The 26,150-nt window shown below is 67.6% G+C and carries 25 protein-coding genes; 10 read left to right on the top strand and 15 right to left on the bottom strand.

The window, feature by feature from the left end:
- Positions 1 to 32 precede the first annotated feature (32 nt).
- From nudB to clsB, 3 genes are all read left to right on the top strand, one after another.
- A complete protein-coding gene (gene nudB / locus ACZ47F_RS04995) occupies positions 33 to 533 on the top strand; it encodes a dihydroneopterin triphosphate diphosphatase (RefSeq protein WP_464926185.1) in 501 nt (166 codons plus the stop codon).
- An 11-nt stretch (positions 534 to 544) separates the two neighbouring features.
- Positions 545 to 1,372: an endonuclease/exonuclease/phosphatase family protein gene (locus ACZ47F_RS04990; RefSeq protein WP_464926184.1), complete on the top strand. Its 828-nt coding sequence runs from the start codon at positions 545 to 547 to the stop codon at positions 1,370 to 1,372.
- Positions 1,373 to 1,455: 83 nt separating this feature from the next.
- On the top strand, positions 1,456 to 2,745 hold the full coding sequence (clsB, locus tag ACZ47F_RS04985) for a cardiolipin synthase ClsB (protein WP_464926577.1): 1,290 nt from the start codon (positions 1,456 to 1,458) through the stop codon (positions 2,743 to 2,745).
- Between the two features lie 202 nt (positions 2,746 to 2,947).
- Here clsB and ACZ47F_RS04980 read toward each other — a convergent pair whose 3' ends face one another.
- Positions 2,948 to 4,189 carry a sensor domain-containing diguanylate cyclase gene (locus ACZ47F_RS04980; protein WP_464926183.1) on the bottom strand — a complete coding sequence of 414 codons (1,242 nt, stop codon included), beginning with the start codon at positions 4,187 to 4,189 and terminating at the stop codon, positions 2,948 to 2,950.
- Between the two features lie 225 nt (positions 4,190 to 4,414).
- Here ACZ47F_RS04980 and ACZ47F_RS04975 point away from each other — a divergent pair, with 225 nt between their 5' ends.
- Genes ACZ47F_RS04975 through ACZ47F_RS04965 form a run of 3 tightly spaced genes read left to right on the top strand, consistent with a single transcriptional unit; the run spans position 4,415 to position 6,797 of the window.
- Entirely contained in the window at positions 4,415 to 5,452 is a 1,038-nt protein-coding gene (locus tag ACZ47F_RS04975) for a sulfurtransferase (protein WP_464926182.1), read from the top strand.
- Entirely contained in the window at positions 5,437 to 6,591 is a 1,155-nt protein-coding gene (locus ACZ47F_RS04970; RefSeq protein ID WP_464926181.1) for a YeeE/YedE thiosulfate transporter family protein, read from the top strand. The genes ACZ47F_RS04975 and ACZ47F_RS04970 overlap by 16 nt, the downstream gene beginning before the upstream one ends.
- Before the next feature lie 11 nt (positions 6,592 to 6,602).
- On the top strand, positions 6,603 to 6,797 hold the full coding sequence (locus tag ACZ47F_RS04965; protein WP_464926180.1) for a hypothetical protein: 195 nt from the start codon (positions 6,603 to 6,605) through the stop codon (positions 6,795 to 6,797).
- On the opposite strand, the gene rapZ is transcribed toward ACZ47F_RS04965, so the two are convergent.
- The 3 genes from rapZ to ACZ47F_RS04950 are packed head-to-tail and all read right to left on the bottom strand — an operon-like array spanning position 6,752 to position 10,307.
- Positions 6,752 to 7,711, bottom strand: coding sequence for an RNase adapter RapZ (gene rapZ, locus ACZ47F_RS04960; protein ID WP_464926179.1), 960 nt, complete (start codon positions 7,709 to 7,711; stop codon positions 6,752 to 6,754). The two genes, ACZ47F_RS04965 and rapZ, sit on opposite strands and share 46 nt — an antisense overlap.
- Before the next feature lie 18 nt (positions 7,712 to 7,729).
- On the bottom strand, positions 7,730 to 9,391 hold the full coding sequence (gene recN, locus ACZ47F_RS04955) for a DNA repair protein RecN (protein ID WP_464926178.1): 1,662 nt from the start codon (positions 9,389 to 9,391) through the stop codon (positions 7,730 to 7,732).
- Between the two features lie 22 nt (positions 9,392 to 9,413).
- Entirely contained in the window at positions 9,414 to 10,307 is an 894-nt protein-coding gene (locus tag ACZ47F_RS04950; RefSeq protein ID WP_464926177.1) for an NAD kinase, read from the bottom strand.
- 97 nt (positions 10,308 to 10,404) lie between these two features.
- On the opposite strand from ACZ47F_RS04950, the gene hrcA reads away from it, so the two are divergent.
- Positions 10,405 to 11,424, top strand: a complete 1,020-nt coding sequence (gene hrcA, locus ACZ47F_RS04945; RefSeq protein ID WP_464926176.1) for a heat-inducible transcriptional repressor HrcA — start codon at positions 10,405 to 10,407, stop codon at positions 11,422 to 11,424.
- A 33-nt stretch (positions 11,425 to 11,457) separates the two neighbouring features.
- Here the strand turns inward: hrcA and ACZ47F_RS04940 are convergent, their stop codons facing one another.
- From ACZ47F_RS04940 to ACZ47F_RS04930, 3 genes are all read right to left on the bottom strand, one after another.
- Positions 11,458 to 11,883 (bottom strand): universal stress protein, encoded by a 426-nt coding sequence (locus ACZ47F_RS04940; protein WP_464926175.1) that lies wholly within the window; start codon positions 11,881 to 11,883, stop codon positions 11,458 to 11,460.
- 94 nt (positions 11,884 to 11,977) lie between these two features.
- On the bottom strand, positions 11,978 to 12,277 hold the full coding sequence (locus tag ACZ47F_RS04935) for a hypothetical protein (RefSeq protein ID WP_464926174.1): 300 nt from the start codon (positions 12,275 to 12,277) through the stop codon (positions 11,978 to 11,980).
- A gap of 191 nt (positions 12,278 to 12,468) precedes the next feature.
- Positions 12,469 to 12,672: a cold-shock protein gene (locus ACZ47F_RS04930; protein ID WP_464926576.1), complete on the bottom strand. Its 204-nt coding sequence runs from the start codon at positions 12,670 to 12,672 to the stop codon at positions 12,469 to 12,471.
- A 437-nt stretch (positions 12,673 to 13,109) separates the two neighbouring features.
- Here ACZ47F_RS04930 and ACZ47F_RS04925 point away from each other — a divergent pair, with 437 nt between their 5' ends.
- Together ACZ47F_RS04925 and ruvB are read left to right on the top strand one after the other, a co-directional pair.
- Positions 13,110 to 15,089 (top strand): monovalent cation:proton antiporter family protein, encoded by a 1,980-nt coding sequence (locus ACZ47F_RS04925; RefSeq protein WP_464926173.1) that lies wholly within the window; start codon positions 13,110 to 13,112, stop codon positions 15,087 to 15,089.
- Positions 15,090 to 15,129: 40 nt separating this feature from the next.
- Positions 15,130 to 16,191 (top strand): Holliday junction branch migration DNA helicase RuvB, encoded by a 1,062-nt coding sequence (gene ruvB / locus ACZ47F_RS04920; protein WP_464926172.1) that lies wholly within the window; start codon positions 15,130 to 15,132, stop codon positions 16,189 to 16,191.
- Here ruvB and ACZ47F_RS04915 read toward each other — a convergent pair.
- From ACZ47F_RS04915 to ACZ47F_RS04880, 8 genes are all read right to left on the bottom strand, one after another.
- Positions 16,185 to 17,411 (bottom strand): DUF3443 family protein, encoded by a 1,227-nt coding sequence (locus ACZ47F_RS04915; protein ID WP_464926171.1) that lies wholly within the window; start codon positions 17,409 to 17,411, stop codon positions 16,185 to 16,187. The genes ruvB and ACZ47F_RS04915 overlap by 7 nt on opposite strands.
- Positions 17,412 to 17,438: 27 nt before the next feature.
- On the bottom strand, positions 17,439 to 17,924 hold the full coding sequence (locus ACZ47F_RS04910) for a DUF2844 domain-containing protein (protein ID WP_464926170.1): 486 nt from the start codon (positions 17,922 to 17,924) through the stop codon (positions 17,439 to 17,441).
- Positions 17,925 to 18,039: 115 nt separating this feature from the next.
- A complete protein-coding gene (locus tag ACZ47F_RS04905) occupies positions 18,040 to 18,690 on the bottom strand; it encodes a histidine phosphatase family protein (RefSeq protein WP_464926169.1) in 651 nt (216 codons plus the stop codon).
- Between the two features lie 72 nt (positions 18,691 to 18,762).
- Positions 18,763 to 19,317, bottom strand: coding sequence for an acyloxyacyl hydrolase (locus ACZ47F_RS04900; RefSeq protein WP_464926168.1), 555 nt, complete (start codon positions 19,315 to 19,317; stop codon positions 18,763 to 18,765).
- Positions 19,318 to 19,363: 46 nt separating this feature from the next.
- Complete coding sequence (locus ACZ47F_RS04895) at positions 19,364 to 20,971, bottom strand: DHA2 family efflux MFS transporter permease subunit (protein WP_464926167.1); 1,608 nt, start codon at positions 20,969 to 20,971, stop codon at positions 19,364 to 19,366.
- Positions 20,972 to 20,983: 12 nt separating this feature from the next.
- Positions 20,984 to 22,264 (bottom strand): EmrA/EmrK family multidrug efflux transporter periplasmic adaptor subunit, encoded by a 1,281-nt coding sequence (locus ACZ47F_RS04890; protein WP_464926166.1) that lies wholly within the window; start codon positions 22,262 to 22,264, stop codon positions 20,984 to 20,986.
- A gap of 43 nt (positions 22,265 to 22,307) precedes the next feature.
- Positions 22,308 to 23,762: an efflux transporter outer membrane subunit gene (locus tag ACZ47F_RS04885; RefSeq protein ID WP_464926165.1), complete on the bottom strand. Its 1,455-nt coding sequence runs from the start codon at positions 23,760 to 23,762 to the stop codon at positions 22,308 to 22,310.
- Between the two features lie 3 nt (positions 23,763 to 23,765).
- Positions 23,766 to 24,332, bottom strand: coding sequence for a MarR family winged helix-turn-helix transcriptional regulator (locus ACZ47F_RS04880; protein WP_464926164.1), 567 nt, complete (start codon positions 24,330 to 24,332; stop codon positions 23,766 to 23,768).
- 140 nt (positions 24,333 to 24,472) lie between these two features.
- On the opposite strand from ACZ47F_RS04880, the gene ACZ47F_RS04875 reads away from it, so the two are divergent.
- Positions 24,473 to 25,894 (top strand): coniferyl aldehyde dehydrogenase, encoded by a 1,422-nt coding sequence (locus ACZ47F_RS04875; RefSeq protein WP_464926163.1) that lies wholly within the window; start codon positions 24,473 to 24,475, stop codon positions 25,892 to 25,894.
- Positions 25,895 to 26,150 lie beyond the last annotated feature (256 nt).

Raw genomic sequence — 26,150 nt, 5'->3', positions numbered from 1 at the left:
TTTTTCGCCCGCCTTGCCATACACTGCGGCGCATGGATGCCATCGTCAACGCCAGCCCTGCCGCTGCAGCGGGCCACAAGATTCCGGTCTCCGTGCTAGTGGTGATTCACACCCCCGCGCTCGACGTGCTGCTGATCGAGCGCGCCGGCCAGCCCGGATTCTGGCAGAGCGTCACCGGCAGTGTCGATGCGCTGGATGAACCGCTGGCCGTCACCGCTGCCCGCGAGGTCGAGGAGGAAACCGGCATCCGCATCGGCAGCGCCGAAGTGCCGCACACCGCGCTGCGCGACTGGCATCTGGCCAATGTGTACGAGATCTATCCGCAGTGGCGCCACCGCTACCCCCCCGGCGTGTGGAAAAACATCGAGCATGTGTTCAGCCTTCAGGTGCCCGCGGGCATCCCGGTGCGGCTGGCCGAGCGCGAGCACCGGGCGCTGATATGGCTGCCCTGGCAACAGGCTGCTGCGCGTTGTTTCTCGGCGTCGAATGCCGACGCCATCCGCCAGCTTCCACGCCGGCTGGCGCACGGTTGACAGGAGTCCTCATGGAACTGCGCGTGGCGTCGTACAACATCCACAAGGGTGTGCTCGGCCACGGCCCCACCAAGCGGGCCAGCATCCTGGATCTGCGCGCTGCGCTGCAGGGACTACAGCCCGATCTGGTGTTTCTGCAGGAAGTGCAGTTCCTGCACCTGCGCCACGCACGTCGCTTCAGCGCCTGGCCAGCGCAGCCGCAGCACGACTTTTTGGCGCAGGCGCTGGGCATGTACGCGGCCTACCGCACCAACGCCCGCACCCGCCACGGCGAGCATGGCAACGCGCTGTTGTCGCGCTACCCCATCATCGACGTCGCGCATTGCGACGTGTCCGATCACCGCTTCGAGCAGCGCGGCCTGCTGCACGCGCAGGTGGCGCTGCCCGCAGGCGGGCCGCTGCACTGCATCGTGGTGCATTTCGGGCTGTTTGCCGCCAGCCGCCAGCGGCAGACCGAGCGTCTGCTCGACTACATCGCCGCCGCGGTGCCGCCGCAGGCCGCGCTGATCGTCGCTGGCGACTTCAACGACTGGCACGGCCGTATCGGCCCGCAGCTGTTGGCGCAGCAGCTGGTCGACGTGAGCAACCCGCTGGTCAAGACCAACGGCAAGACCGCCTGGCACCAGCGCGTGCGCACGTACCCGGCCCGCCTGCCGCTGGTGCCGCTGGACCGCATCTACGCCCGCGGCCTGGTCGCCAGCGAAATCGGCCTGGGCTGGGGGCGTGGCTGGGCGCGGCTGTCCGACCACGCGCCGCTGCTGGCGGCGCTGCGCTGCACCTTGCCGCAGTGCCCGCAAACTGCCGCACCCGGCGCCCGCCTTGAAGACATCGCCGCGTGAACGCGCAGCCGACCAACCCCGCCGAACCGCCCCGGCCAGACCCCGCGCTGGACGACCTGCCGCTGAACTGGACCGAGGGCGCGATGCCGCGGCTGCTGCCCTACGGCGCCGCCTTCTTTCCGGCGCTGATCCAGGCTATCGATACAGCCCGCTCCAGCATCTGGCTGCAGACCTACATCTTTCACACCGACGACGTGGCGCTGTCCGTCGCTAGCGCGCTGTGCGACGCCGCACGACGCGGCGTGCAGGTGCGGGTGCTGGTCGACGGCCTGGGCTCGGCGCGCAGCATCAGCCTGCTGTCGACACGCTTTGCGGACGCCGGGGTCGAGTTCATGGTGTTTCGCCCCTGGCGCATGTGGCCCGACGTGGTGCAGCGCGGACGCTGGCGGCGGCTGCACCGCAAGCTGTGCGTGGTCGACGCACGCACCGCGTTCATCGGCGGCATCAACATCATCGACGACCGGCTGGACATTCACCACGGCTGGAGCGCGCAGCCCCGGCTGGATTACGCGGTGCAGTACCACGGGCATCTGGCGCGGCAGACGCAGTGGCTGATGCAGCGACTGTGGCTGCGCACCGTGTTGGCCGGCAGCCTAGAGCGCCGCCTGCGCAATCTGCCGGGCCCGGGCATGTTCGACACCTCACCCAACCAGCGCGCATACTGGCAGGAACTGCTCAACTGGGGCAGCGCCACCCCGCCGGTCGACGAAGACGGCGCGCCGCTGCACCCCGACCTGCCGGCGGGCAGAACCGCTGCACCGAAGGCCCGGCGGCGCACACCGCGCACCGCGGCGCAGAGCCTGGCCGCACTGGTAGTGCGCGACAACTTCTCACAGCGCCGCGCCATCGAGCACAGCTACATCCACGCCATCGATCGCGCCCGTCGGCGCGTGCTCATCGTCAGCCCCTATTTCTATCCCGGGCGTGCGTTTCGCCAAGCCCTCAAGGCCGCAGCGGCACGCGGAGTGCGGGTCGAGCTGCTGCTGCAGGGCCGGGTGGACTACCGCATGGCCGCCTGGGCGGCACGCGCGCTGTACGGCGAAATGCTGCGCGCCGGCGTGCTGATTTTCGAGTACACCCCAGCCTACCTGCATGCCAAGGTCGCAGTGGTCGATGAAGACTGGGCCACTGTGGGCAGCTCAAACATCGACCCGCTGTCGCTGCTGGTCAACCTCGAGGCCAACCTCGCGGTGCGCGACCGCGCCTTCGCCCGCGAACTCGGCGCGCACATCGAAAGCCAGATCGTCCGCTCCGAGCCGATCGACACCCCGGCACGACTGCGCACCCGCGCGCCGTGGTGGCTGCGCCCTTTCGTCGCCGTGGCCGCGCGTGCCTTCGTCGCGCTGGCGGGCGGACTGAAGAACACGTATTGAGCGCCCGCCAGGAAACTTTCGGCAGTATCGGGCACGGCGCGCATAGAGCATCATTCCCCTGCCAACCTCCCCCAAGGTGTGGGACAAGGGCATTTGGCGCAGCGGCGTGTCACGTTGGTGTGCTCCCTGCCCATGCGTGGGGAGGGCTGGGGTGGGGCAAACCGGGTGCCACCCTAGAGCCCCGGCATGCGGTCGCGCCCCGTCAACCGCAGCACACGCAGTTGCGCCCCTGCTGCTTGGCGCGATAGAGCGCACGGTCGGCGCGCAGCAGCAGATCACCGGCTTGGCGATCGTCGGGGCCCGACGGTGTCAGGCCGATGCTCACGCTCAACTGCACCTGCTTTGTATCGTCCAGCGCCACCGGCTGCGCGTTGACTCCAGCGCGCAGACGCTCGGCAATTTGCAGCGCCTCTTCGGCGTCTGCGCCGTCGAGGATCAGCAGGAACTCCTCGCCGCCCAGCCGCCCAAACCAGTCGCGGCTGCGCTTGTGCGTGGTGATGATCTGGGCGAAGCGCTGCAGCGCGCAGTCTCCGCCGGCGTGACCGAAGCGGTCGTTGACCTGTTTGAAATGGTCCAGATCGAGCAGCAGGATGGACAGCGGCGCGCCACGCTGCAGCAACCGGTCGAGTTGTTCCAGGATGCTGCGGCGGTTGTGGATGTCGGTGAGACTGTCGCGGGTGGCGAGATGTTCGAGGCGGCGCTCCAGCGCCTTGCGCTCGGTGATGTCGCGCCAAATGCCCTCGACGCCGGCGTAGTTGCCGCGTTCGTCGCGCAGAGCGCGGGTGCTAATGGATATGTCGATGATCACGCCGTCCTTGCGCCGCATGCGTCCGGGAAAATCGCGCACCGCGCCGTGCTGCCGGATCGCGGCCACCAGCGCGTCGCGTTCGCTGGGGTCGGGGTAGAACGCCGCCGCCGGCAGGCCGATGATCTCCTCGGCGGTATAGCCCAGCACATGCTTCACCGCGGGGCAGACATAGCGGGTGATGCCCTGCGCATCGGTGCGATAGAACACATCCTGCATGGTGTTCATCATGCGCTGGAAGTCCTCGTCGGTCTGGCGCAGGCGCTGTTCCATCGCGGCGCGCTCGGTCATGTCGAGAAAGGTCGCCAGCACCGCCCGCCGATCGTCCACCACCACGATGGCGCTGCTCATGGCCAGCATCAGCGGCGTGCCGTCGCAAGCGTAGGCGCGGATTTCAGTGACCGGGTTGATGCCGCCGCTTTCGGCATGGCGCAGCCGCGCCAGCGCGCGGTGCAGATCCAGGGGATGGATGAAGTCCTGCACCGACCGGCCGATCACATCGGCCGGCTGCGACGCCCGCACCAACCGCAGCGCCGTGGCGTTGGCATAACGCAGGGTGTCGCCCACCAGCATCACCACCGATGCGGGCAGTTGCTCGATCCATGCCGCGCTGGGCGAGACGGGGGCAAGCGGTTCCATCAGGAGAACCTCGCGGCACAGGACATTTTGCTTCGAGAACAAGAATGTACAAAAACGTTAAGCGTAGCACCGCACAGGCCGTCGAGTCTGTCAGAAAAACCCGATTTTTCCGAAGCAGGCGCTTGCCCCCACGCGCTGACAACAGGCTTCGCAACGGTCCATATTCCGCGCAGTTGGATGCGCATGACAACTCTGTCGTTCCCTTTGCGTGATCGTGTTTCCAAAATGGGTGACATGGAACACGCTAGTCTTCTGTCTTCCCCTTCGTCCCCTCAGCGGTTCGGCAGATGGCGGCGGCTGCAGCGCGCGGTCGTGGCGCTGTGGCTGCTCGCCGCCTGGGCGCTGCAGCAGGGGGTGAGCGCCGCACCGCTGGTGCAGCAACCCTTGGCTTTCGGCCCGCTGATCTCGGCACCGGCGCTGGCGGCATGGCGCGGCCCGGTGCAGATCGTGGACATCCGCGATGATGCGGCCGCGCCGCAGACCGCGCACATCCCCGGCGCCATTGCGGCACCGTATGCCCGCTGGCGCGGCCCGGCAAGCAATCCGGGGGCGTTGCTGCCGCTGGGGCAGTTCACCGCGCTGCTGCGCAGCCTCGGGCTGGAGGGACAACGGCCCGTGGTCATCGTCGCCAGCGGCAACGACGCCAGCGACTTCGGCGCTCCAGCGCGGGTGTACTGGACGCTGAAATGGCTCGGGTTCAAGCAGCTCGCCATCCTCAACGGCGGCATGGCCGCGTGGCGCGCCGCCGGCCTGCCGCTGACCACCCGGCCGACTGCGGTCACGCCCAGCCGCTTCACCCCGCAGCTCGACATGTCCATCCTGGCCACCCGCGAAGCGGTCGAGCAGGATCTGCACGACCCCGGCGTGCTGCTGCTCGACGCCCGTCCCCGCGCCTTCTATGTGGGCCGCGAAAAAGCCCCCGCCGCGGCCCGTCCGGGCACCCTGCCCGGTGCGCTGGACTTCGACAACGCTCGCTGGTTTGTGCACGGTGGCGGCGTGCTGCCCGATGTGGAAGTGCTGCAACGCATTGCCCGCAGCCTGCCGCAGCCAGACGGGATACGGCGCACCGTGTCGTTCTGCAATACCGGGCATTGGGCCGCGACCAACTGGTTCGTGCTGTCCGAGGTGTTGCACCGGCCCGGTGTGGCGCTGTACCCCGGCTCGATGGTGGACTGGTCGCGCACCAAGGCACCGATGGCGCATGTCCCCACCCGGCTGCAGCAGCTTTGGCAGCAACTGGAACAGATATGGCAAGCGCTCTGAACACGGTGTCGATTGCGCCCGCAGCCCCTGCACCGCGGCGCAGCCTGCAGCAACTCGCCAGCCGTCTGCTGCTCGCGGCTGCGCTGGCCGGATTTGCCGCAATCACCTGGCTGGTCGGCTGGCGACAAGGCCTGCTGTGGCTGATTGGCCTGGGCTATGGCGTGCTGCTGGCCGCAGCGGCGTTCGGCTTCACCACCGGCTGGCGAGTGTGGATCACGCGACGCGATCCCAAGGGGCTGTGGGCGCAGTTCGTGGGCATTGCGGTGGCCATGCTGCTGAGTGTGCCGCTGCTGGCCGCACATCCCGAATTGCAGGGCGCGGACGGCCCGCTGTCGATCAGCCTGCTGGTTGGCGCCTTCGTGTTCGGCGCGGCGATGCAGGTGGCCGACGGCTGCGGCTCGGGCACGCTGTACAAGGCTGGGCTGGGACATCCGGTCAGCCTGGCTGTGCTGCCGGCGTTCGTGCTGGGCAGTTTCGTCGGCGCGGCGCAGCTACCGGCCTGGCTTCGTCTCGGCGCGCTGCCGCCGGTCGATCTGGTGCAGATGCTGGGGGCGGAATGGACGCTGACGGCGCAACTGGGCGCGCTGGCCCTGCTTGCAGCCCTACTGTGGCGCTGGCGCGGCCCCGGGCCGTCGCGCTGGACGGGGTCTGCAGTGTGGTGGGCGGCCATCGGGCTGGGGCTGCTGGCCACGGTCAATCTGGTTGTCGCCGGCCAACCTTGGGGCATCGTCTACGGTCTGGGACTCTGGGGCGCGAAAATCGCGCAGGCGCTCGGCATCGACCTGAGCCACAACGCCTTCTGGGGCCAGCCGGCGCAACAGGCGCAGCTGCACGCCACGGTGCTGGCGGACAACACCAGCGTCACCGATCTGGGACTGCTGCTGGGCGCGCTGATCGCCGCCTGTTGGAAGGGCAAGGCCAGCCCCGCGGTGAAGCTGCCGGCGCGGCAGTGGCTCGCTTCGATCGCCGCCGGGCTGCTGCTGGGCTACAGCTCGCGGCTGGCGTTCGGCTGCAATGTTGGGGCGTATTTTTCCGGCATCGCCACCGGCAGTCTGCACGGCTGGGTGTGGTTTGCCTGTGCCTTCGGCGGCAGTCTGCTGGGTGTGCGGCTGCGTCGTCGGCTGGGGATGCAGGATTGAGGGCCTTTGCGATGCACCGTCGATCTTCCTGGCGCATCGCCTTGTTCTGGGCCGCGGTGCTCACGCTACTGGTGCTGGACTGGCACGCGGTCACGCCGCACGACCGCTTCGCCGAACCGCCGCCGCTGGCGCTGGGCAACGGGCCGACGGCGGATGCCGGTCACTGTTCGCTGGCGCCGGCTCCGGAGGCGTCGAGCTCGCGATGACGCAGCAGCACGGTGTACTGGCCGCTGAACGCGCGGCTGAGCTGCTCGGACAGAAACACCGAGCGATGCTGTCCGCCAGTGCAGCCGATGGCCACACCGACGTAGCTGCGGTGATCGGCCGCAAGCCGGGGCAGCCAGCGCTGCAGGAAGGCGGTGATGTCGGCCAGCATCTGCAGCACCTCAGGCTGGCGCAGCAGAAAGTCGGCCACAGGCGCATCACGCCCGGTCAGCGGGCGCAGCGCGGTGTCGTAATGCGGGTTGGGCAGCATGCGCACATCGAACACATAGTCGGCATCGAGCGGCACGCCGCGCTTGAATGCGAACGACTCGAACAGCACCACCATCTGCGAGGCCTGCACCCGCACGGTCTGCTTGATCCAGTCGCGCAGTTGCGCGGCCTTCATCTGGCTGGTGTCCAGATGCAGGCCGATCTCGGCCACCGGGCGCAGCAGCTCGCGCTCCAGTTCGATCGCCTCAGTCAGCGCATTGGCATAGCCATCGCCGCGCGCTGCTGCCGCGCTGCCCGTCTGCTGCGCGGTGATGCGGCTGGTCAGTGGATGGCGTCTGCGGGTTTCGGAAAACCGCTGCACCAGGGTGTCGGTGGCGCAGTCGAGAAACAGCGCATGCACCTCGCAGCGGGTGCGCAGTTGCTGCAGCAGGGCCGGCACGTCGGTCAGCGACTCGGCGCTGCGTGCATCGACCGCGACCGCCACGCGCATCTGTCCCGAGGCCCGGGTCTGCTCGACCAGCGCGTTGATGAGCTGCGGCGGCAGGTTGTCCACACAGTAATAACCCGAGTCTTCGAGCGCAGCCAGGGCTACCGATTTGCCCGAGCCCGACAGCCCGGAAATCAGCACCAGTTGGTGAGTGAAGCGCGGTTCGGTCGGCATTGCGGTGGTCGGCGGCGAGTTCATCGCGGGCTCCGAGAGCGGTCAAACGGCGTCGCAGGCGGCGAGCAGTTCACGCGCATGTTCGAGCGCGGCGCCGGACTGCGCGTTGCCGCCCAACATCCGGGCGATCTCGCTCTGCCGTTGTGACGGCTCCAGCGCTTCGAGCAGGCTGGCGGTCTGCTGGCCAATGCTGGTTTTGCGCACCGTGAAATGCTGCTGCGCGCAAGCCGCCACCTGCGCCAGATGCGTGACCGCGAGCACCTGCCGGTCGCGGCCCAGCTTGCGCAGCAGCCGGCCGACGGTCTGCGCTACCGCGCCGCCGATGCCGGCGTCGACCTCATCGAAAATCAGGGTGTCGACATCCTGCAGCGCACTCGTGGTCACGGCCACGGCCAACGCAATGCGTGACAGCTCGCCGCCGCTGGCCACCTTGCCCAGCGCGCGCAGTTCAGCGCCGGGATGCGCGGCCACCTGCAGCTCCACACTCTCGGCGCCGCGCGCGCCCACCGCGTCCAGCGCAATGAGCACCACGTCGAACCGGCCGCCGGGCATGCCCAGATCCTGCATCGCCGCCTGCACCGCCTTGGCCAGTTGCTGTGCCGCCTTGCGCCGGCGGACGCTAAGCTGGGCCGCGGCGTGCTCCAGCGCGGCATGCGCGGCGTGTGCCGCCTGTTCCAGCGCAGGCAGGTCGGCGCTGCGGTCGAGCTGGGCGAGCCGCTCGCGCAGCGCGGCATGCGCTTGCGGCAGTTCGAAGGGCGGCACACGGTGCTTGCGCGCCAGTTGCATCCACGCGGCCAGCCGTGCGTCGAGTTCGGCCAAGCGCTGCGGGTCGGCTTCGGTGCGCTCGGCCAGGCGCTGCAGGTCATGGCCGAGTTCACGCAGGCTGGTGTGCGCCGAGTCGATCTGCTGCACCAAAGGCTGCAGGCCGGCGTCCACCTGCGCAGCGCGTTCCAGCGCCTGCTGCGCCTGCGCCAGCAGCGCCAGCGCGCTGACCTCCTCGCCGTCGAGCGCAGCCTGCGCAGTGGCAAAGTCTTCGAGCAGGCTGCTGATATGCGCCAGCCGCTTGTGCTCGGCCTCCAGCGCGTCCCACTCGCCTTGCGCAGGGCGCAGGCGATCGAGTTCCTCGCACTGCCACTGCAAGCGCTCGCGCTCCTCGGCCAGCCGACCGGCATCCGTCTGCGCCTGCTGCAGGGCCTGCTGCGCCGCGCGCCACTGCGTCCAGGCCTGCGCCACCGCCCGCGCCTCGGCCTGTGCGCCGGCGTAGGCGTCGAGCAGGCTGGTGACCACCTCGCGCCGCACCAGACCCTGATGCGCGTGCTGGCCGTGGATGTCCACCATCATCTCGCCTGCGGCCTTGAGCTGCGCTGCGGTGGCCGGGCTGCCGTTGATAAAGCCGCGCGACCTACCCTGCGCGTCGATCACCCGACGCAGCAGCACGCTGTCGCCCTCGACCGAGAAGCCCTGATCCTCTAGCCAGGCGGCCAGGCGCGGATTCAGGCTGAACTCGGCGCCGATCTCGGCGCGCGCTGCGCCGCTGCGCACCACCCCGCTGTCGGCACGCTCGCCCAACGCGAGCTTCAGCGCGTCGATCAGGATGGACTTACCCGCGCCGGTCTCTCCGGTGAGCACGGTGAATCCCGGGCCCAGATCGATGTCGAGCGCGGGGACGATGACAAAGTCGCGCAGGTGCAGGTGCAGCAGCATGGTTCAGGCAGCGCGCAGCGGTTCAGGACTCATCGGGGATCTCGTGCCAGTGCAGCTTTTTGCGCAGGGTGGAAAAGTAGCTCCACCCCGGCGGGTGCAGGAACACACAACGAAACGGTGCCTGGCTGACGCGGATGCGGTCGCCGCCGATCAGCTCGGCATAGCTCTGCATGTCGAAATTCACGCTCACGTCGCGCGAGGTGACCACCTCGATCACGATCTGCGCCCCACCCGGCAACACGATGGGCCGGTTCGACAGTGTGTGCGGCGCAATCGGCACCAGCACCACACCATCCACGCGCGGATGCAGGATGGGGCCATAGGCCGACAGCGCATACGCCGTGGAGCCGGTGGGCGTGGCGACGATCAGGCCGTCGGCCCGCTGCACATACATGAAGCGGCCATCCACCTCGACCTTCAACTCCACCAGCCCCGACGCGCCGTTGCGGTTGACCACCACATCGTTGACTGCAATCGCCTGGAAAATGGACTGCCCGCCGCGTTCCACAGCGCCGCTGAGCATGGCGCGCTCCTCGCGCTCGAACGCCCCGGCCAGCAGCCCGTCGATCGCCTCTTCCCAGGCGCTGTCGGCAATGTCGGTCATGAAGCCCAGCCGTCCGGCGTTGATGCCCACCAGCGGCACATTCAGCGGAGCGAGCCTGCGGGCTGCGCCCAGCATGGTGCCGTCACCGCCCAGCACCACCGCCACCCAGCCGCCCCGCGCGGTACGCTCGGCCAGCTCGCTGCCGCGTAGCACCGGATACGGCAGATCGGTGTGCTGCGCGGTCAGCTCGCCCACCCACACCTCCACCCCGGCGCTGGCGAGCCGCGCAGCGATGTCGCCCAGCAGGCGCTGCGCCTGCGGCACCTGATGCTTGCCGATCAGCAAGACCTGCTGGAACGCGGTTCTGGACATGGCTCGGAAGGAGAGTGCGCAGCGGCAAATTACAGCACAGCCGCATGATCGCCCGCGCGCCAATGCGCGCCAACCCCGTGCTGCCTAAAATTGCGGCATGGACGAACGCTCCCGCGTGCTGCTCAAAACCCTGATCGAGCACTACATTGCCGACGGCCAGCCCGTGGGCTCGCGCACCCTGTCGCGCACCTGCGGGCTGGAGCTGTCTGCGGCCACCATCCGCAATGTCATGGCCGATCTGGAGGACATGGGGCTGATCACCAGCCCGCATACCTCGGCCGGACGCGTGCCCACCCCGCGTGGCTACCGGGTGTTCGTCGATGCAATGCTCACCGCCCAGCCGCCCGCGCAGGCCGAGTTTTTGCAGCACACCCTGCAACAGTCGCTCGATGCCGCCCCGCCGCAGCAGGTCATGGCGCGCGCGGCGCAGCTCATGTCCAGCCTGTCGCACTTCGTCGGTGTGGTGCTCGCACCGCAACGCAGCGACGCCTTCCGGCACATCGAATTTCTGCGGCTGAGCGAGCACCGCATCCTGCTCATCATCGTCAGTCCCGAGGGCGATGTGCAAAACCGCATGCTGCACTGGCCGCAGCCGCTGACCCAGAGCGAACTCAACACCGCCACCAACTACCTCAACACCCACTTCTCCGGCATGCGCTTCGAACAGGTGGCGCAAAAGCTCGGCAGCGAGGTCGAACACCTGCGCGCCGAACTGGTCGCGCTGATGCAGACCGGCGTGGAAGTCGGCAGCCAGGCGCTGAGCCAGGCGCAGGACCAGGTGGTGATCGCCGGGCAACAGCAGCTGCTGGGACTGGATGATCTGGCCGGAAAGATCGACAAACTGCGGCAACTGTTCGACCTGTTCGAGCAAAAGGCCCAGTTGCTCAAGCTGATGGACGCCTCGGCCAAGGCCGACGGCGTACGCATCTACATCGGCGGCGAAAGCGAGGCCGTGCCATTCGAAGAACTCTCGGTCATTACCGCACCCTATGCGACAGACGGCAAGGTCGTCGGCACCCTCGGCGTCATCGGCCCCACCCGCATGGCCTATGACCGCATGATCCAGATCGTGGACATCACCGCCAAACTGGTGGGCAATGCGCTGAGCCAGCGCTGAGCGCCGAGCGGCTTCGCCCAAGGCAACGTCCGATTACCGCACCAGCAATACCGGCACAGTCGTAGATGCCACCACCTTGCTCGCCACCGAGCCCATCACAAACCCTTTGAGCGCCGAATGGCCGTGCGTGCCCATGATGAGCAGGTCGGGCTGCAGACGGGTCACCTCGGCGGCGATCTGCTCGGCCGGATCGCCCACCACAAAGCGGGACTCAAACGCCAGTCCGGCCTGCTTCAGCGCATCTTCAGCAGGCGCAAGCGCCTGCGCGCTGACGTCGCGGTAATAGTCGTCCAGCGTCGCCTTGCTCAGTTGCGCCCGCGCCAGCGGCGTGCCAATCGGCAAGACGACGGTCAACAAAGTGATCTGCGGCGCGGCTCGGTATAGCCGAACATGCTGCACCAACACCTGCACCGCGCGCGTGGTGTAGCTGGAACCGTCCACCGGTAAAACGATGTGCATGGAACAACCTCCCTGGACAGGCATGATGCCAGAAACACCGCGCCGCCACGACGCATACGCAACGCCGGCATCGAAATAGGGGGCGCCGACCATCCTAGTCGATCCCCCTCCCACACCACCCGGCATGCGGGTCCGCACCGGGCGGTTCGAGTCGTTGAGGTGATGACAGGCGTGGCACGCCGAGCCGCTCGAAGGATGCGTTGTTCAGCACACGATGTATTTCCGACCGGCTGGCACGCCACCAGTGCCGGCCGTGGCCGGCGATTTTCGCAGCCAGATCCTTGCTTGCACCGAGAGCGCGCAACTCACGCAACAGGGTGGTGCCACGCCGCCAGCGCTTCCATTGCAGCGCGCGCAACCTTCGTCGCAGCCATTCGTCCAGAGAGCGAAACACCTTCGGTGTCTGCGCCAGCTGGAAATATGCCTTCCAACTCCCCACGGTCGGTCACCCTTGCGCAGTTGCGCTTGGCTTCGCTCGCTGTGGTCAGCTCGCGGAGGGACTTGCACCCTCAAGAGGGCGCCCATGCTGGGGGCACAAAAAAACCGCGGCCGAGGCCGCGGTTTTTATTGCGAAGGACGGCGAAATCAGATCGCGGTCACGTTCGAGGCCTGCAGGCCCTTGGGGCCTTGCTTGACTTCGAACTGCACACGCTGATTTTCAGCCAGGGTTTTGAAGCCGTTACCCTGGATTTCGCTGAAATGCACGAACAGGTCGGCATTGCCGCCATCCTGCGCGATGAAGCCGAAGCCCTTGCTTTCGTTGAACCATTTGACAGAGCCAGTTTGCATAGCCATTTTTCAATTCCTTAAAAAGTCAGTGAGCTGCGCAGCAACATGCCAGCGCAGTGCAGAAACACGCCAGAAATCACTTGGGGAATTCAATCAGGCCGCAAACCGCTGCGGAACAACGGATTGGGATTTGACGATTTTCTTCAAAACGACCTACTTTTGCGTTTACTACGAAACACAGTGTACTCGATTTTTCGAACGCGTGCCGGTTGATCTTGATCGCAGGGCGCAGGCCGGGCGTGATTTATGCTTGTCGGCCTGAAAAGTTGTGAAGATTTCGTCGCGAGCGGCCAGTCGCCCATGCGCAGGCGCACAAGGCCCGGGCAGATCAACCAGATCGGCCAGACCAGAGCACCGCGCTTTGCGGCCAGCGGGCCGCGCAGCAGAAAGATTCACAACTTCCAAGACAGACTCGCACCCAGCCCTTCTGCCGCCAGATGACCGGCCTTGAACTCACCTTGCTCTACCTTGTTGCCGCAGTGATCGGCGTGGCCGTGTTTCGCGCCTTGTCGATGCCGCCGATGCTGGGGTACCTGGCGGTGGGTGTGGTGATCGGGCCCAACACCCTCGCGCTGGCGGGCGACCTGACCGGGCTGCAGCATCTGGCCGAATTCGGCGTGGTGTTCCTGATGTTTTCCATCGGGCTGGAGTTCAGTCTGGGGCAGCTCAAAGCGATGCGCTCACTGGTGTTCGGGCTGGGTGCGACGCAGGTGGGTGCGGCGATGGCGGCAACCGTGATCGGCAGCATCGGCATCAGCCTGGCACTGGGGCCGATCGGGGCGCATCCGCTCAGCGCAGGGGTGGCCATCGGCGGCGCGTTCGCCATGTCCTCGACCGCGATCGTGGTCAAGCTGCTATCCGAACGCATCGAGCTCGACTCGGAGCATGGGCGCCACATCATCGGTGTGCTGCTGTTCCAGGACCTGGCGGTGGTGCCGCTGCTCATCCTGATTCCGGCGCTGGCCTCGCACAGCGCCGATCTGCCGCGGCTGCTGAGTCTTGCGGCGGTGAAGGCGGCGCTGGTGCTGGCGGTCATCCTGCTGGCCGGCGGGCGGCTGTTGCAGCCCTGGCTGCGCATCGTGGTCAAGCGCAAGTCGGACGAGCTGTTCATGCTCAATCTGCTGCTGCTCACGCTCGGCCTGGCCTGGATCACTGAGCTGGCCGGGCTGTCGCTGGCGCTTGGCGCGTTCCTGGCCGGCATGCTGATCGCCGAGACGCCGTACAAGGCGCAGGTGGAGGCCGACATCCGGCCGTTTCGCGACGTGCTGCTCGGGCTGTTTTTCATCACTATCGGCATGCTGCTCGACTGGCGGCTGGTGCTAGCGCAGTGGTGGCTGGTGCTGCTGCTGGCAGTGCTGCCGCCGCTGTTCAAGGCGGCGCTGGTGTTCGGCATCGAGCGCCTGCGCAAGTCGCCGCCCGGACTGTCGCTGCGTGTGGCGCTGTGGCTGGCACCTGCGGGGGAGTTCGGCATCGTGCTGCTCAACATTGCATCGAACAACCGGCTGATTCCGCCCGAAGTGCTCAATCCGGTGCTGGCGGCAATGGTCATCTCCATGCTCTACACCCCGCTGCTGGGACAGTACATCGACCGCATCGTGCTCAAAGTCTCGTCGGCGGACTGGATGCTGGCATCGCTGCAGCTCACCGACATCGCGCGCAGCAGCATTGCTGCGCAGAACCATGTCATCATCTGTGGCTTTGGCCGCTGCGGGCAAAACCTGGCGCGGCTGCTCGATACCGAGCACATCCCGCACATCGCGCTCGACCTCGATCCGGACCGGGTGGCTCAGACCCGGTCCGCTGGACAGAACGTGCTGTACGGCGACTCCACACGGCTGGCCACGCTGCAGGCCGCGGGGTTGCAGCGGGCCAGCGCCGTGGTCATCACCTATGTGCAGACCCAGTCGGCGCTGCGTATCCTGCAGCTCATCCGCACGCATGCGCCGCATGTGCCGGTGGTGGTGCGCACACTGGACGACGGCCCGCTGGAAGAACTGCGCCAGGCTGGCGCGACCGAAGTGGTGCCTGAGGTGCTCGAGGGCTCGCTGATGCTGGCCTCGCACACCCTGGCGCTGGTGGGCGTGCCGTTGCCGCGCGTGCTCAAGCGGGTGCGGCATGCGCGTGCCGCTCGCTACAGCCTGCTGCGCGACTGGTTTCACGGCAGCGACGATGCCTCACTCGACGATGCCGACCAACCCCGGCTGCAGTCGGTGACGCTCACCGCCGAGGCCGCCGCCGTGGGCAAAACGCTGGGCACGGTCAGCCGCGAAGGCGCACGGGTGACGCAGGTGCGGCGCAGCGATGGTCAGGTGCTCAAGCCCACGCCCTCACTGCAGCTGCGCGAAGGCGATACCGTGGTGCTCTCGGGGCTGCCCGATGCGCTAGCCGTGGCCGAGGAGGCGCTGCTGCGCGGATGACTTATGCTGTGCACAATCCCAGTTTTCCGCCACCCTCGCCGTGCCCATTCAACCTGATGCCTTTGCCCCTGCCTCGGCGCGGCTGATCGATGCCGCGCCGGTGTCGCCGCAAGAAGCGGTGGTCGAGCGCGCGCTGCGGCCGCAGCAGCTCGACGACTATGTCGGCCAGACCCGGGTGCGCGAGCAGCTCGACATTTTCATCGGCGCGGCGCGCAAGCGCGCCGAAGCGCTCGACCATGTGCTGCTGTTCGGCCCGCCCGGGCTGGGCAAGACCACGCTGGCGCACATCGTCGCGCGGGAAATGGGCGTGAACCTGCGCTCGACCTCCGGCCCGGTGCTCGAGCGCGCCGGCGACCTGGCCGCGCTGCTGACCAACCTCGAGCGCAACGATGTGCTTTTCATCGACGAAATCCACCGCCTCTCGCCCGTGGTCGAAGAAATCCTGTACCCGGCACTCGAGGACTATCAGATCGACATCCTGATCGGCGAAGGGCCGGGCGCACGCAGTGTGAAAATCGACCTGCAGCCCTTCACTCTGGTGGGCGCAACCACGCGAGCGGGCATGCTGACCAACCCGCTGCGCGATCGTTTCGGCATCGTCGCGCGGCTGGAGTTCTACACCACCGAGGAGCTGCGGCGCATCGTGCTGCGTTCGGCGGATCTGCTGGGGGCGATGATCGAACCCGATGGCGCCGAGGAAATCGCGCGGCGTGCCCGCGGTACGCCGCGCATCGCCAACCGCTTGCTGCGGCGCGTGCGCGATTACGCCGAGGTCAAGGCCGCCGGACGCATCTCCGCCGCGGTGGCCGATGCGGCGCTGAAAATGCTCGACGTCGATCCGCTTGGCCTGGATGTGATGGACCGCAAGTTGCTCGAAGCCGTGGTGCACCGCTTCGACGGTGGCCCGGTGGGGCTGGACAATCTGGCTGCGGCAATCGGCGAGGAGCGCGACACCATCGAGGATGTGATCGAGCCCTATCTCATCCAGCAGGGCTATTTGCAGCGCACCCCGCGTGGACGCATCGCCACCGCGGCCACCTACGCCCACCTGGGCCTGGCTGCGCCACCTCGCCCGGGCGGCGATCTGTTCGGCGGTCAGTAGAGCAGGTAGCCGTTGGGCGCGCTGGTGTTGGTGCCCTCCAGCCCAGTGGCGATCGCACGGCCGTAGAAATACGGCAGGCCGAGATCGACCAGTCCAGCGATCGCCGCCGGGCCGCCGAGCGCAGGCAGCGCAGCGTTTTGCGTGGCGAACATGGCCTTGGCGTCGCCGATGTAGATCGGCTGCATGCTGCCGTACACGCCGCTTGCGGTCTGAAGCTGCACCGTGCCGTTCAGGGTCGTGCTCGGGCAGTAAAACCCGTTGGAACAGGTGGGAACGCCGGAAAGATCGAGGTAAAAAGCGTTCGAGCCGCTGTCGACAAATCCGGTTTGCACCACACCGGAGAGGCTCAGTTTGAGGTTGCCTTGCGAATCTAGCGGATACAGCTGCGCTGCGGTCAGGGTGTTGTTGCTCTGCGTACCAATGCCGAAGGTCAGCGTCCCATCGGCGCTTGGCGCCCCATTGGGTAGCGGCACGGCAGGCAGTTGCAGGATGCTGCCGTTGTTGTCGGTGGCAAACGCGGCAACCGGGTTGATGCCCTGCTGCGCCAGCGCGGCGGTGGTCAGGCTGCAATTGCCGTTGCTACAGGTGTAGTAGAAGCCGCTGCGGGTGCTTTGGGCGCAGACCTGGCCGCAGTCGTACTTGAAATTGCTGATGCCCAGGATGCCGTTGGCAATGCCGGCGAAGCTGCTCGCAAAATCGACCCCCTGTCCCGCGCACGCGGCCGGCGCAGCAGGCAGGCCGGGGTCGTTCATCAACTGGATCGGCACCGCGGTGCTGGTGGCTTTGCCGCCGATGCGAATCGTTGCCTGACGCATGCTGCCCCAGGCGTAGCCCGAGGCGAACTGCGCACAGGCGGCGAGTTGCCCGCCGGTGGTTGCGCTGATCATCGGCAGCGCCGTTTGCATCTGCGCAGTGAGCGCCGAGGCGAACAGCCGCAGCCCGGACGATCCGGTGTCGATGAGCACATCGCGCACCGTCTGACAAACGCCGGAGGGCGCGCAGATGGTCACATCGACATACGGCGTGTTAGCCGTCAGCGTAGTGTTGTTCGACGCCAACTGGCGGATGCTGATGGGGACGACGTTGCCTGGGATGCTGATGGGGACGACGTTGCCTGCCGAGGTGGCAGACGACCCGCCGCCACAGGCAGACAGCAGCAGCGCGGTGACGAACACGAGCCAGCGGGAGGCAGTCAGGGATCGGCTGAGCAAGAGCATCATGGCGACTCGGCGATGGCTGATGGACGATCAGGGCTGCAGGCGGGACGGGTCGAACCCGGCAGGCACGAGCGAGGGCACCCAGGCCACACCGAAAAAACCGCGCATGCGCCCCGCGCTGTGCACCACGATGTCGCCGCCCTTGACCAGCGACAGGTTGAGCTGCGGGGCCTGGGCCTGGGCCGCGCGCAGATAGGGCGCGAAGTAATTGCCGAGCAACTGCTGCAGATCGGGCTTGAACGGCCCCTTCCAGGTGATGGCGAACACGGTGCCGGCCGCGTTGGCATATTCGGTGACCGTGACGCCCTGTGCGGTTTGCACGGTCTGCATCTGTACACCGGACGAGCTTGCGCTTGCGCCGGATGCGGCCTGCGCGACAAAGCGCCGCACCTGCGCGACCGGCTGGCCGTCTTTTGTTGCCTCGGCCAGCGGCCGCCCCAGACCGGCGTGCGCCGCAGTGCCAGGCAAGGCGAGCAGGAGACCAAGGGCAAGCAGGGAAGGGCGAAGGGCAGTCATGGCCGAAGTGCAACGCATGGCGATCGCATGAGTCTACCCAAGACCCGTGACCGTCGGACAGCGTGGCAGGCCAGGGCGGTCGTCGCACCCGAACCCGAGCGCACGGCGCAGGCGTTCACTGCACACCCTCTTCGAGGCTGCGGTCCAGATGCGCGGTGTCGCCCCAGCCCACCAGGGTAAGCTGGCCCTGGGCGTAGAGCAGGCGGTTGAGCGCGGCGTTGCGCAGCTCGAAGCTGCGCGGGGCCTGCAGTTCCTGCCCGGTGGCGGCGCGGTAGAACGCGTCGAGCACGCCGCCATGCGCCGCAATGACGATCAGCTGGCCTGGATGGCGCGCGGCAATACGCAGCAGCGCCTGTTGGGCGCGCGCCGCAAAGGCCCGCAGCGTTTCGCCGCCCGGCGCGGCAAAGTCGGGGTCGCGCTGGCGCCAGCGGGCGCACAGTTCGGGATGCAGCGGCTCCAGCGCAGCAAAGCTGTGCCCTTCGAACTGGCCGAAGCAGCGCTCGCGCAGCGCGGGGTCGCGGATGACTGGCAGGCCATGCAGCGCGGCGATGGCCTCGGCGGTCTGCCAGGCGCGCTGCAGATCGCTGGCGTAGACCGCGGCCACCGCCTCATCAGCCAAGGCCCGCGCAGCCAGACTCGCCTGCTCCAACCCGCGGGCGTTGAGCGGGATGTCGGTATGGCCCTGGATGCGCGCCGCGGCGTTCCAGTCGGTCTCGCCATGACGCAGGGCGATGATGCGGGTGGGCTCGGGCGGGCTGTGTGGCATGGGGCGCATTGTGCCGCAGCACGGCCGCGCGGCTGGCGGGCTGCGGGGCCGGTGTCCCGATCGCGGGGGCGCTCAGAAACGGTAGCCGATGTGCAGCTGCAAGTAATCCTGCCCCGGGTTCGGGCGCTTGATGTCGGCATTCGAGTAATGGGTGAAACGCGCGCCCAGCGTCCACGGCGTGCCGTCGATGCGGTGCAGCAGACCGATCGAATCGCCAAACTGGTACGCGGTGGAAATGCGTTTGGCGCCCAGGGTGGTGCCGGAAAACAGGTTGGCGCCGATGCCGAATTCGAGCGCGGTCTGAGGCGCAAACCACCAGCGCGCGATCGGAGTCAGCCCGACATGCACGAGATGGCGTTGACCGGGGCCGGACGACGCACTGACCTGCCCTGCCGAGGCCTCGAGCACGGCATCGAGCGTGCTGTGCGCAAGTGGCCTGCTCCACAGCGGCGCGGTCTGCACCGCCAGCGTGAGGTTCTGGTAGCCCCGGCCCGCCGCTCCCCACAGCGCACCGAGCTCGGCGGCCTGTGCGCCGGCGTTGCACAGCACAGCCAGCAGCGCAGCCGTTGCGATGCCCTGCCGGACGAACGGCGCGGTCAGCAGTCGGGGGTGGGAACGTCGTGGCATCTTGACCTCTTGTCGGGTTGCATGAGAGAAGGAAGAAGGCGAGTGGTCAGTGCGCGCCGGCTGCGGCCTCACCGCCTGCGTTGCCGCCCTTGACCGGTCGGATGAACCACACCAGGGCGATCATCGCCAGAAACAGCCATGCACTCAGACGAAACATGTCATCCACCGCTAGGGTATACGCCTGTTGATCGACCAGGCGGTTGATCACGCCCAAGGTCTGCTCGAGGCTGAAGCCCTGCGCCTGCAGACCCTGGATCACTGGCGTGGCCACCGGGCTGCCGGCATAGATGTGGCTGACCAGTTGCTCGTGGTGCAGGTCAGCGCGGTTGGTCCACCATGTGGTGTAGATCGAGGTGCCAAACGACCCTGCGGTGATGCGTGCGAAGTTCGACAGCCCCGAGGCCGCGGCAATGCGGTGCTGCGGTAGCCCACCGAGGATGATACCCAGCAGGGGAATGAAAAAGGTTGCGGTGGAGATGCCCTGGATCACCGTGGGCATGGCATATTCCCAGTAGCTGTCACCGGTGGTGAACTGCGAGCGCAGATAGAACACGAGGGCAAACGTCATGAAGGAAAAGGTGGTCACCCAGCGCGAGTCGAGCACCGGCAGCAGACGCCCGACGATGGGCGAGAGAATCAGCGCGAACAACCCGACCCAGGCCAGCACCTCGCCGGCCTGAGTGGCGGTGTAGCCGACGATCTCCTGCAGCCACAGCGGCAGCAGCACCAGGCTGCCGAAGAACATGCCGTAGGCCAGCGCGAGCAGCAGCGTGCCGATGGTGAAGGTGGGAATCCTGAACAGGCTCAGATCGACCACGGGATGTTCATCGAACAGCTCCCAGATCAGAAACAGCACGAAGCCGACCACCGCGGTCGCTGCCAGCGCGACGATGATGCGCGAGCCGAACCAGTCGAGCTCCTGCCCTTTGTCGAGCATGATCTGCAGCGCGCCGACCCAGATGACCAGCAGTACCAGCCCGGTCCAGTCGATCGGCAGCTTGCGGATCGGCGTCTCGCGCCGGATGTAGATCGAAGCGGTCACCGCCGCGGCAAGCAGGCCAACCGGCACGTTGATGTAGAAAATCCACGGCCAGGAGATGTTGTCGGTGATCCAGCCGCCGAGCAGCGGCCCCATGATCGGCGCGATCAGCGTGGTCATCGACCACATGGCGATGGCCATGCCCGCACGCTGCGGTCTGTAGCTGGACAGCAGCAGGGTTTGCGACAGCGGAATCATCGGCCCGGCGCTGGCCCCCTGCAGCACGCGAAACAGAATGAGAACTTCGATGCTCGGCGCCTGCCCGCACAGGAACGAGAACAGCGTGAACAGCAGGATGCTGGCCAAAAACACCTTGACCGCACCGAAGCGCTGGGTCAGAAAACCGGTCAGCGGCACGGCGATGGCGTTGGCCACGCCAAACGAGGTGATGACCCAGGTACCCTGCGATGAGCTCACCCCCAGATCGCCGGCAATCGCGGGAATCGACACGTTCGCGATCGAGGTATCGAGCACATTCATGAAGGTCGCCAGCGACAGCGCAATGGTGCCCAGCACCAGCGTGCCGCCGGTCAGCGGGGTGAGGTGCGCGGCGGTCTGCGGCGCAGCCGGGGTGGCCCCGGCGGCGCTTTCCTCGATCTCCTGGAGATTGGCCATGAGCAGCTCCGATCAGCGCGCGGCGCCGGCGTTGGCGGCGATGATGGCATTCACCAGGGCATCGGCCTTTTGCCAGTCGGCAGCGTACACCTCGGTGCGCGCCGCGGGTCTGGTCGGCGGCATGTCAGTGGCCAACGGGCCCTTGTGGTTGCTGATGTCGATGGTCACTTCGGTGGACATGCCCACACGCAGCGGGTGGCTGGCGAGTTGCTTCGGGTCGAGCGCGATGCGCACTGGCAGGCGCTGCACCACCTTGATCCAGTTGCCGGTGGCGTTCTGCGCGGGCAGCAGCGAGAAGGCCGCGCCGGTGCCGGCCGACAACCCGACCACCCGCCCGTCATAGGTGAAGCTGCTGCCGTACGTATCCGCCGTGACCGTGGCCCTTTGGCCGATGCGCACATCGCGCAGCTGGGTCTCCTTCAGGTTGGCGTCGACCCACACATGGTCCAGCGGCACCACCCACATCAGCGGTGTGCCGGGGGCCACGCGCTGACCGAGCTGTACGGTGCGCCGCGCCACCACACCGCTGACCGGGGCGGGAATGGTGGTGCGTTCATAGGCCAGATAGGCCTCGCGCACCTTGGCCGCAGCCAGCCTGACCGCCGGGTTGTTGGCGATCACCGTGCCTGCGGTCAGCGCCTCGCCGCTGGCGAGCTGTTGCTGCGCGGCCTTGACCGCGGCGCGCGCGGTCTGCAGTTGCGCCTGCGCGGTGGCGTATTGCGCCTGGGCCGCCTGCAGCGCGATCTGCGCCTGGCGCAGTTCCTCGGCGCCGACCGCGCCGGTGCCGGCAAGCTTCTGGCGGCGACGCAGCGCATCTTCGGCCTTGGCGACATTGGCCTGCGCGGTCTGCAGATTGGCCTGCGCGGTGGCGACATCGGTCTGCCGCACCGCGACCTGAGCGGCCAGGGTGCCGTTGTTAGCAAAGTTCACCCGCACCTGCCGCACCGCCTGCGCCAGCGCGGCCTCGGCCTGCTGCAGCACGACATGGGTGTCGGCACCGTCGAGCTGCAACAGCGGCTGCCCCGCCTTAACCATCTGGGTATCGTCGGCGTCGATGGCGATCACCGTGCCGCCGACCTGCGGCGTGACCTGCACCAGATTGCTCTGCACATAGGCATCGTCGGTGTAGGTGTAATGCAGTGATTCCCAGTAGTGGTAGGCGCCATAGATCAGACCGACGATCACAAAAAAAACGATCGCGCCAAGCATCAGCGTGCGGCGCCGGGTAGCCCTGCCGTTGCCGTTTGCCGGCTGCACCGGCACACCTGCGTTGTTGTTGTCGGTGGAACTCATCGAAAGACTCCGTGGGAATTCGGGGGGCGGCGGAAAGAGACGGTCATCGCGCTGCGCTGGCGGTCGCGGGCAGTTCGGGCGCGCGATAGCCGCCACCCAACGCGCGGATCAACGCCACGTCGTCGGCCAGCGCCTGCGCCTTCAGCTCGACCCCGGCCTGCTGCAGCTTGAGCACGCTGCTCTGCACGGTCAGCATGGCGAGTTCATTCACCAGCCCAGCCTTGTAGCGGGCTTCGATCAGGCGCATTGCATCCCGCGAGGCGGCCAGCGCCTGTTGCTGCTGCGCGATCTGCTGGCTGATCGACTGCCGTGCGGCGATGGCGTCTGCCACCTCGTGCACTGCATCGACCAGGGTGGCGTTGTATTGCGCGATCGCCGCGTCGGCCTGCGCCGTCGTGCCGCGCAGTTGCGCGCGCAACGCCCCGCCTTCGAAAATCGGCAGGGTCAGCGCGGGACCGACGCCCAGGGTCTGCCCATTACCGGTGAGCCACTGGCTGAAGCCAAGCGCACTGAAACCTGCAAAGGCGGTCAGGTTGATGTTCGGGTAGAACGCGGCGCGTGCGGCCTTCACGCCATGCAGTGCGGCCTCGACCTGCCAGCGCGCGGCGACCAGATCGGCGCGACGTCCGATCAGCGCAGCCGGCAGGGTGTTGGGCAGGCCGATGGTCGGCAGGCTGTCCAGATGTGGGCTGAGGGTGGCGGTGGCCTGCGGGCCCTGGCCGATCAACGCCGCGAGCAGGTTGCGCGCCTGCGCGATCTGCACATCGTTCTGGTCGAGCTGCAGGCGGATTTGCGGCACTTCGGCCAGCGCCTGCTTTTCCTGCACCGTGGTCTCCAGCCCGGCGCGCACCCGGTCCCGCACCAGGACAAGCATCTGCTCGCGCTGCTGCAGCGTGTGCTGCAGCACCTGCCGCACCGCCACCAACCGGGCGAGGTTGATATAGGCGCTGGCGATGTTGGCCGACAGCAGCACCCGCGCCGCCTGCTCCTGCGCTGCCGCGGCGCGGGCTTCGCCGATGGCGGCCTGTAGGGTCTGGCGGTTCTTGCCGAAAAAGTCCAGCTCCCAGCTGCCCTTGAGCAGCGCGGCGTTGTCGGTGTACCAGTTGCCGCCGAACGGGCCGTAGATGGATCTGTTGCTGAACTGCTCCCGGGTCGAGCTCACCGCCGCGCCGAGCTTGGGCTCGGGCGCGCTGCCGGCGTCCTGCACCTGCGCACGGGCCTGCGCCAGCCGCGCCTGCGCCACCTGAAGGTTGGGGTTGTCTGCCAGCGCGGTGGCGATCAGGCGATCGAGTTCTGGATCGCCAAACACCGTCCACCAGTCGGTCTTGGGAAAGGCGGTCTGCGTGGGCTGCAGGCCTAGTTGCTGCGGCGAGGTCAGCCTGGCCGTGGGCGCGATGCCTGAGGTGCTGGCACAGCCGACCAGCAGCAGCGCGGCCAGCAGCGGTGCCGTCAGCACGGCGCGGCGCGCAATGGAGTGGGTCTTGAGCATGATGGGCATGGATCAGGAATCGGTCTTGTCGCTCCGGGCCACGGGCGTGCGCTCCTGCACCAGCAGATCGGGGCCGGGCGCCGCGTGGTTGACCTCGGCCAGCGTCTCGCCGTTGGCGACGAAGCGCTGCAGCAAAGAGAGCAATTGCGCGAACTCCTGCGGGCTGAATCCGCGCAGATGCTCGTTGAGCACATCGGCCAGCACATACGGAATCTGCGCGGCCACCTCGGCACCGCGCGCGGTGAGCGCGAGGTTGACCACCCGGCGGTCGGTGCTGCTGCGCTCGCGCACCAGCAGGCCCTTGGCTTCGAGCCGGTCGAGCATGCGGGTCATCGCGCCGGCGTCGGTCTGCATCTCGCGGGCGCAGGCGGCCACGGTGTCGCATCCCAGATAGATGTGCAGCAGCGGAAGCCACTGCGTGCCGGTGAGATCGAGCGCCTGCATCTGGTGTTCCAGATTGCGCACCAGAATTGCCAAGGCGCGCTTGATCAGAAAACCGACCGAGCGCTCCTTGCAATACTGTGAGCCGTCGTAAAAACGCGGTGCGGCGGAGTCGGGGTGGGGGTTCGACGAATTCATGCCATGTATTTTATTGCTTAGGCAAAGACTGCCGTGGTCACAAACGGACACCCCGGAAGCACTCATGGGTTTGTCCTGCGCTGCACGCAGCGGCCTGCAGGCTTACCATCGGCGGGTCGCCCGACCGTCGCGCATGCCCCATGGATCGCGCTCCCGACTTCGCAACCTCTTTGCAGCACACGCACAGCCAGCTGCGTGCAGCCTTTGATGCGGCGCCCTACCCGGCCTGGGCCGTGCGCCGCGACCGTCTACGCCGGCTGCAGGCGCTGCTGCGGCGCCATGCGGCGGAGTTCGCCGAGGCGATCGATGCCGACTTCGGCGGCCGCCCGCCGCCCGAGACCGGACTGCTCGAGCTCGTCCCCTGCCTGACCGGCATTGCCGATGCCTTGCGCCACGGCAAACGCTGGATGCGGCCGCGGCGCGCTGCAGTCTCGCGCTGGTTCCTGCCGGCCCGGGCGCATGTGCTGCCACAGCCGCTCGGGGTGGTGGGCATCATCGCGCCGTGGAATTACCCGCTGGCGCTGGCGGTGGCGCCGCTGACTGCGGCGCTGGCTGCCGGTAATCTGGCGATGGTCAAGCTCTCCGAATACACCCCGACCTTCGGCGCGGTGTTCGCGCAGCGCATGGCGCTGGCCTTCGCCAGCGACGAGGTGGCCGTGGTGCAAGGTGGTGCCGACGTGGCCGCGGCGTTCAGCGCGCTGCCTTTCGATCATCTGCTGTTTACCGGCTCCACCGCGGTGGGCAGGCAGGTGATGGCGGCGGCTGCCGCCAACCTAACCCCGGTAACTCTGGAGCTGGGCGGCAAGTCGCCGGCGGTCATCGCCCCGGGCTACGACCTGCGGCATGCGGCGCAGCGCATCGTCTACGGCAAGCTGCTCAACGCCGGGCAAACCTGCATCGCGCCGGACTATGTCTTGCTGCCGCGCGGGCAGGAGGCAACCTTTCTCGACGCCAGCCGCGCCGCGGCGCAGCAGCTGTATCCGCTCGGGCTGCGCAGCCCGGATTACGCCAGCATCATCGACCACCGGCAATACAGCCGCCTGCTGAGTCTGCTGGGCGAAGCCAGGGCAAGCGGGGCGCGAGTGCACCCGCTGTTCGACGGGCTGCAGGCCGACGACCTGCACCACCGTCTCGCGCCCGCACTGGTGGTCGATGTGCCCCCCACGGTGCGGCTGATGACCGAGGAGATTTTCGGCCCCATCCTGCCGGTCTTGACCTACGACGACATCGGACAGGCGATCGATCTGGTCCGCAGCCAGCCGCGGCCGCTGGCGCTGTACTGGTTCGACCGCGATCGCCGCCGCATCCACGACGCGCTGCTGCGCACGCATGCCGGAGGGGTCACGGTGGGCGACACGTTGCTGCATTTCGCGCAGGACGGCCTGCCATTCGGCGGTGTGGGCGCCTCGGGCATGGGACACTACCACGGCCACTGGGGGTTCGACACCTTCAGCAAGCTCAAACCGGTGCTGCTGCAGTCGCGCCTGTCGGGCATCGGCCTGGCGGTCCCGCCGTATGGCGCCCGCACACGCTGGCTGATGAAGCTGATGGGGCGACTGTGATGCGACTGCACCGGATCGCCTCAGGCGTTGTGCTGCTGCTGTGCGCCGCCCTGCCTGCGTATGCGGCCGACATGGTGCCGTTGCAAGGCGCTTGCGGGGTTTCGCGCCTGGCAGCACCCGGGTTTCGCTTCGCTGCTCCGGCTGCGGCGGCGGCTCGGGTCCGGACAGATCCTTCTGATCAGCGAAACCCGAGCACCGCGCTTTGCGACCAGCGGGCCGCGCCGCAGAAAAAATAACAGGCCGTTGAAAAACGTCG

It is taken from the genome of Thiomonas islandica, assembly GCF_055383445.1.
This window is presented reverse-complemented; position numbering and strand designations above follow the sequence as displayed.